Genomic DNA, 6,826 nt, shown 5'->3' on the forward strand with positions numbered 1-6,826 from the left:
GCTGGCTGCGGACAACCTGGGGGGATGATGCTTTGCGGGCTTACTTGCTTTCCCGCAAAGGGCGCGGGCTGAGCCCCCCTCAGCTGCGTTACTGGCAGGTGGTGTTGGATCTGCCTTCGGATGAAGTGGATGTATGGATTGCCCGCCTGAAAACCGGTATTTGGGAAAAGAGGATTTCGGGTTAAGCGAGTCAGCTTTCTTGAGTTTCAATATCCGCTCTTATCCCCGATGGTCAAAGGGGTTGGCTTTGGGCGTACCTCTGGTTTAACAGGAAGACGTAGCCTGGATGAATCGATCAGCTTTCTTCTGCTGCAGCGGCAGGGGCAGGGGCTTTGCGCTGTTTGATAAAGTAATCCAGCATGACGGCCACAATAAAGACTACCCCCTTGACCACCTGCTGGTTGTACGAAGGCACCTCCAGCAGGTTCAGGCCGTTGGAAAGAATGCCGATGATGAACGCCCCGGCCAGCGTACCCGGAATGCCGCCGATGCCGCCCGCCAGACTGCTGCCCCCCAATACGGCAGCGGCAATGGCATCCAGTTCCAGGCCAATCCCCACATTGGGCTGGGCTGACCACAGCCGGGCCGTCAGAATCAAACCGCTCAATGCGGCGCAGATTCCACTGAACACATACACGCTGAATTTGACCTGGCCAACGTTTACGCCCGCCAGGCGGGTGGTTTCTTCGCCGCCGCCGACCGCAAAAATGCGCAGACCCAGGGGCGTTTGTTTGAGAATGATGTGTGCCACAACGGCAACCACCAGCAGCACCCAAACCGGTACGGGAACACCAAGCCAGCCGCTCCCGCCCCAAAAAGTAAAGGATTTATCCAGACCGGCAATCGGGCGTCCCTGGGTATAGACCAGAGTCAGGCCGCGCCCAATTGCCATGGTGGCCAGTGTGGCTACAAACGGCGGCATGCGCCCCCAGACGATCAACGCCCCGTTGAGGAAACCGATACCCACCCCGCTCAGCAGACCGATCAGCAGGCCCGGATAGGTACCCAGCCCAAGCCGGGTAGCCGCTCCGGCTGCCAGTACACCCGCCAGCGCGGCGGTTGAGCCGACCGACAGGTCAATGCCGCCGGTGATGATGGTAAAGGTCATGCCGATGGCAACCAGAGCAATTAATGAGGTCTGCAGGGCAACCGTGAGCAGATTGTTGACGGTCAGAAAGTCGGGTGAGAGCAGGGCAAACCATACCAGAATCACCAGCAAAATCAAGTAGGTGCTGGCGCGGCGGATGAACGATAGCAGCTGGTTTGAAGAATTGCTGGATTTCATCAATGCACCTCGCTTCCCTTCATCAGGCCTGCCCGGTGGCTGCCTGCATGATGCGGTCCTGGCTGGCTTCCTCACGGCTCAGTTCGGCAACCAGACGCCCTTCGCGCATTACCAGAATCCGGTCGCTGACCCCAAGTACTTCCGGTAATTCGGAAGAAATCATCAAAATCGCCATGCCCTGCGCGGCCAGTTCGTTCATCAGGGCGTGGATTTCCGCCTTTGCGCCGACATCCACCCCGCGGGTCGGCTCATCCATGATCAGCACCTTGGGGTTGAGCGCCAGCCAGCGGGCGATGATCACTTTTTGTTGATTGCCGCCCGAAAGATTGCGGACCTGCTGGTTGAGCGATGGCGTGCGCACGCGCAAACGTTCCACCAGTTCACGCACAATCTGATTGACGGCGCGGAAATTGATGAAACTGAAGCGTGAAAGCCGTTGAAGCAAACCGGCGGCGGCATTGTAACGTACACTTTGCTTGAGGAACAACCCCTGGGCTTTGCGATCTTCCGGCACCAGTCCGATCCCCAGCCGGATGGCATCCCGCGGGGAACGCAGGCGCACCGGCTTGCCTTCAAGCCAGATTTCGCCTCCTTTGAGCGGGTCGGCGCCGAACAACAGGCGGGCAACGTTGGTGCGCCCGGAGCCGACCAGTCCGGCCATGCCGACAATCTCGCCGCGGTGAAGTTCAAAAGAAACCCCGCGCACCTCCTTGCCGGCCTGCAAATTCACCGCCTTCAAAATCGGTTCACCGCGCTGGGTATTGCTTTTTGGAAAAAATTCGGTCAGTTCTCGCCCAACCATCAACTGCACCAGCCGGTTGGGGGTGAATTCGGCGGCATTGCCTTCGGCTACCAGCTGCCCGTCACGCATCACGGCAATCCGGTCAGCCAGCTCAAAGACCTCTTCCAGCCGGTGGGAGATGTAGATCAGGGCAACGCCTTCCTGACGCAGGGTGCGCACCAGCCGGAAGAGCGTTTCGGTTTCGCGGCTGGTCAGTGAACTGGTAGGCTCATCCAGCGCAATCAGGCGCGCCTGATAGGAAAGGGCTTTGGCAATTTCAACCAGCTGGCGTTCGGCAATGCTCAAATCGGCCACTTTGGCGCGTGCCGAAACCTCAATACCCAGCCGGTCCAGCTCTTGCTGGGCCAGCCGATAAACCTGCGGCCAGTCAATCCAACCGCCCAGGCGGCGGGGTTCCCGTCCCAAGTAAATGTTCTGTCCGACGGTCAATTCGGGAATGAGCGCCAGTTCCTGATGAATCATGGTGATGCCCAGTTCCAATGCCCGGCGCGGCGAAGTGATTTGCACCGGCTGACCATCCAGGTAAATGTTTCCCGAATCGAGTTGCACCACGCCGTTGACAATGTTCATCAGCGTGGATTTACCGGCGCCATTTTCGCCGACCAGCGCCAGAATCTGACCGCCGTACACTTCCAGACTGACATCCTGGACAGCCTGCACGCCGGGAAAGGCTTTGTAAATATGCTCCAGCTTGAGACGGGGAATGTCTTGTGTCATGCAACCTCGAAAAAAAGGGGGGCAGGGGGCGGCCCAGCCGCCCCCAAACCCGTTGGTTTGTCGCTTATTTGGTAACCAGATTGAGCGGTACGGGGATGTAGGTTTCGACTTTACCGCCGCTCAGGTATTTGACAGCCGTTTCAACAGCCAGTTTGCCCATCACATCTGGCTGCTGGGCAACGGTGGCGGCCAGTTTGCCGTCCTTGACGGCCTGCACGGCGTCGTCAATGGCATCGAAGCCGACAAAGACGATGCCGGTACGACCGGCGGCTTCGGCGGCCTGAATGGCGCCGAGGATCATCTCGTCATTGTGGGCGAAGACGCCGTTGATTTCGGGCTGGGCCTGCAGGATGTTCTCGAAGACCTTCAAGCCCTTGTCGCGGTTGAAGTCGGCAGTTTGCTGTGCAACGATCTGGGCATCCTTGCAGGAGGTGGACATGTAGTCGTTGAAGCCCTGGCCGCGGTCGCGGGCGGCGGAGGTACCGGCGATGCCCTGCAGTTCAACGACCTTGCCTTTGCCGCCGATCGCTTTGCAGAGGAACTCGGCTGCCATCTTGCCGCCGGCGACGTTATCGGAGGCGATGTGGGAAACGACGGTGCCGCCGTTGGCGCCGCGGTCAACGGTGAAGACGGGGATGCCGGCGTCATTGGCTTTCTGGATGGCGGGGACGACGGCGTCGGAGTCGGTTGGGTTGATGAGCAGGGCGGAGACCTTCTTGTTGATCAGGTCTTCGATGCCGGCGGTCATCTTGGCGGAGTCATCCTGAGCGTCCACGACGATGAGTTTGACGCCGGCGGCATCGGCCGCCTTTTGAGCGCCATCCCGCAGGGTGACGAAGAAGGGGTTGTTCAGCGTGGAAATGACCAGCCCCAGGGTTACTTCGCCCGTCTGTGGCGGGGTGGTAGGCTGCTGCGCAGGTGTGGTTGGGGTGGGTTGAGCGCAAGCCGCCAGGAGCAGGGAGACGAGCATCACAATGGAAATGAGCTTAAGCAGGTTTTTCATGGTTCTCCTCCGGTTGTTAAGTTATGGAATTTCGTTCAATGAGATGGGTTTTTGTGAATACAGGGTTGCCTCTTCTTCCAAAAAGATTCATAAACCTCCTTTCCGTTTGAACCAGTCATTCGTGTTGCACAATCATCTGGTTGGTGGGCTAAACGCTTTATGCAGCAGAAGCGCCAGCGCAATCACCACCCCTTTAACCACCTGCTCCCACAGCGGGGAAACATTCAACAGGTTGAGACCGTTGTTGAGCGTTTCGATGAGCAGGGTACCCAGCAGGGTGCCGGCCAGGCCGCCCTCACCGCCGGCGAAGCTGGTACCGCCAACCACCACGGCGGCAATGGCGTTGAATTCATAGCCCTGCCCGATGATCGGCTGCGCCGAGTCGAGGCGAGCCACCAGCACCAGCCCGGCCAGCGCGGCGCAAAAACCGGAAATGGCATACACCAGCACGGTCATCCGGTCGGTGGGTACGCCGGCCAGTTTGGCGGCGTTGAGGTTATCGCCCATCAGGTAGATTTGGGCGCCGTATTTGGTACGGCTCAGGAAAATCCACCCGGCGGCAAACACCAGTAAGGTCAGAAAGATGGGCACCGGAATACCGGCAACCACACCGGTACCAATCCAGCGGAAGGCGGGCGGCAGACCGGTGATCGGTTGACCCTGGGTATACATCAGCGTCAACCCGCGCGCCACGGTCAGCATACCGAGGGTGGCGATGAAGGGCGGAATTTTTGCGCGGGTAATCATCAAGCCGTTGATCATCCCCAGCACCGTACCCACGGCCAGCGCAGCCAGCACAGCTACCGCAACCGGTTGACCCTGCTTCATCAGCGAGGCGCCGATGGTGACGGCAAGCGCCAGCACCGACCCTACCGAAAGGTCAATCCCGCCGGTCAGAATGACCAGCGTCATGCCCACGCTGATGATGCCGTTGATGGTGGCCTGCCGCAGGATGTTGATCAGGTTGGCGGAGGTGAGAAAACGCTCCGAAAGCAGGGAGAGCGCCAGAATCAGCAGCAGAAAGGAAAACATCAACCCAAAGCGCTGCAAGAAGGCGCGCCGGTCAAAGGCAGAGGCCTGGGTGGCTGGCTGGGCAGGGATCATGGACATACTCTGCTTTCCCCAAAACTAAAAAACAACGCCGGCGACCAGAATCACATTGGCGTAGGGTGTGAATTCACCGGTGCGCACCACGGCGCGCGCTCGAGCGCAATGTTCTTTCAATTCGCTGTGGCTGATTTCTTCAAAGGGGGTGTCCGGCAGCAGCCGTTTCAATTCCGCCAGAACCTGCGGGCTGACCTGAGCGGTTTCGCGCGCCACCAGCACCTTTTCGACCCGCATCTCTTCCAGCACGGTGCGGACGGTGTCTGTAAATGAAGGGATGTTTTTGGTCAGCGCCAGATCAATCCGCAGCGTTTCAGGGGGAATCGGCAGGCCGGCGTCCCCAATCACCAGCATATCGCCGTGACCCAGGCTGGCAATGACTTCAGAAAGGGCGATGTTCAGCAGGGGGGTTTTCTTCATAGACCGCGCTCCTTCAAAAAGTGGATCAGTTCTTCCCGGTTGGGCATGGAGGGCTGTGCGCCCGGGCGGGTGACCGCGATGGCACCGGCGGCATTGCCCCACAGCACCGCTTCGCGCAGGCTCTTGCCTTCCGCCAGCGCCACACTGAAGGCAGCCGCAAAGGCATCGCCGGCGGCAACCGTATCCACCACCGGTACTTTGAAGGCGGCCAGTTTTTCCTGGGTGTGAGGAGCAACCAGCAGCGCGCCTTCTTCTCCCAGCGTGACTACCAGATTGCGCACCCCGTTCGACATCAGACGGGCGGCGGCGGTGTGGTAGTCCGCTTCGCCTTCGGCGAGCAGATGCAATTCATGCTGATTGGGGAGCAGGTAGTCAACCTTTGCCAGCAGGCTTTGCGGCAGCGGGCGTGCCGGCGCCGGGTTGAGCACTACCGGAATGCCGCGCCGCCGAGCCAGTTCAGCGGCGGCTTCGACGGCCTCCAGCGGACATTCCAGCTGCATCAGCAGCAGGCTGGCGCCTTCAAAGGCGGCTGCCGCCTGCTCAATATCCTGCGGCGAAACCTGCATGTTGGCGCCGGAGGCGACCACAATGGTGTTTTGTCCGGCTTCATCCAGGGTGATGAGAGCAACACCGGTTGCGGCATGGGGATCACGGCGGATGAAGGTGGTATCCACCCCGTCCTGCCGGGCGGTTTGCAGCAGGGCATCCCCAAAGGCGTCCTGGCCGACTCGGCCGATCATGCGCACCCGGGCGCCCAACCGCGCGGCAGCCACTGCCTGATTGGCGCCTTTTCCACCCGGAAACGTCTGGAACTGGCTGCCGATCAGCGTTTCTCCGGGGCGGGGGTGGCGCGGTGCGCGCACCACCAGATCCATGTTCAAGCTGCCAACAACAACAAGGGTATGATTCATGCGATCCTCCGTGTGGATTGACGTTCCACCAACCGGATGGGCAGGATGCGGGTGCGCGCCGGCAAGCCGGGATCGGCAATCCGTTCCAGAATCATGTGGACGGCGGCATCGGCCATGGCGTTTTTATCCTGACGGATGGTGGTGAGGGGCGGGGTAACATAGGAGGCCAGTTCGATGTCATCGTAACCCGCCAGGGAACAATCTTGAGGGACTTGCAGGCCGGCTTCAGCCAGGGCGCGCATTGCGCCGATCGCCATCATATCGTTGCAGATGAAGAAAGCCGTCGGGCGGGGGGCGCTGTGGAGCAGCTGGCTGACGGCCAGATAGCCGGAATGGGGGTGAAAATCGCCTTTTCGGATGAGGGTTTCGTCCACGGGGAGGGAGCGTTCCTGCAATGCCTGCCGGTAGCCGATCACCCGCTCGGCGCTCGGGGTGAGGTTGGAAGGCCCGGTGATGCAGGCAATCCGCCGATGACCGAGGTCTAACAGGTAGCGGATGGCGGTCAGGCCGCCCTGCAGGTTATCGGTCAGCACGGTGTCCACCTCCAGACCGCTCAGGCGGCGGTCCACCACCACCACCGGCAG

General features: G+C 60.3%; 8 protein-coding genes. 1 reads left to right on the forward strand and 7 read right to left on the reverse strand.

Going from position 1 to position 6,826, the window contains the following annotated elements; genetic code table 11:
* A partial coding sequence (locus ACWIZX_RS11240) for a hypothetical protein (RefSeq protein ID WP_448335831.1) occupies window positions 1-185 on the forward strand: 185 nt, incomplete at its 5' end.
* 110 nt (window positions 186-295) lie between these two features.
* On the opposite strand, the gene ACWIZX_RS11245 is transcribed toward ACWIZX_RS11240, so the two are convergent.
* The 7 genes from ACWIZX_RS11245 to ACWIZX_RS11275 form a co-directional block, all read right to left on the reverse strand.
* A complete protein-coding gene (locus ACWIZX_RS11245) occupies window positions 296-1,285 on the reverse strand; it encodes an ABC transporter permease (RefSeq protein WP_448335832.1) in 990 nt (329 codons plus the stop codon).
* Window positions 1,286-1,307: 22 nt separating this feature from the next.
* A complete protein-coding gene (locus ACWIZX_RS11250; RefSeq protein ID WP_448335833.1) occupies window positions 1,308-2,804 on the reverse strand; it encodes a sugar ABC transporter ATP-binding protein in 1,497 nt (498 codons plus the stop codon).
* A 64-nt stretch (window positions 2,805-2,868) separates the two neighbouring features.
* Entirely contained in the window at window positions 2,869-3,807 is a 939-nt protein-coding gene (gene rbsB / locus ACWIZX_RS11255) for a ribose ABC transporter substrate-binding protein RbsB (protein ID WP_448335834.1), read from the reverse strand.
* A 132-nt stretch (window positions 3,808-3,939) separates the two neighbouring features.
* The gene (locus tag ACWIZX_RS11260) at window positions 3,940-4,917 is read right to left on the reverse strand and encodes an ABC transporter permease (protein ID WP_448335835.1); all 978 of its coding nucleotides are present in this window, start codon (window positions 4,915-4,917) and stop codon (window positions 3,940-3,942) included.
* A gap of 18 nt (window positions 4,918-4,935) precedes the next feature.
* Window positions 4,936-5,331, reverse strand: coding sequence for a D-ribose pyranase (rbsD, locus tag ACWIZX_RS11265; RefSeq protein WP_322792328.1), 396 nt, complete (start codon window positions 5,329-5,331; stop codon window positions 4,936-4,938).
* Window positions 5,328-6,242 carry a ribokinase gene (gene rbsK / locus ACWIZX_RS11270; RefSeq protein ID WP_448335836.1) on the reverse strand — a complete coding sequence of 305 codons (915 nt, stop codon included), beginning with the start codon at window positions 6,240-6,242 and terminating at the stop codon, window positions 5,328-5,330. The genes rbsD and rbsK overlap by 4 nt, the downstream gene beginning before the upstream one ends.
* On the reverse strand, window positions 6,239-6,826 hold a 588-nt coding region (locus ACWIZX_RS11275), incomplete at its 5' end, for a substrate-binding domain-containing protein (protein WP_448335837.1). The genes ACWIZX_RS11275 and rbsK, both read right to left, overlap by 4 nt.

The sequence above is a fragment of the Bellilinea sp. genome (assembly GCF_053501535.1).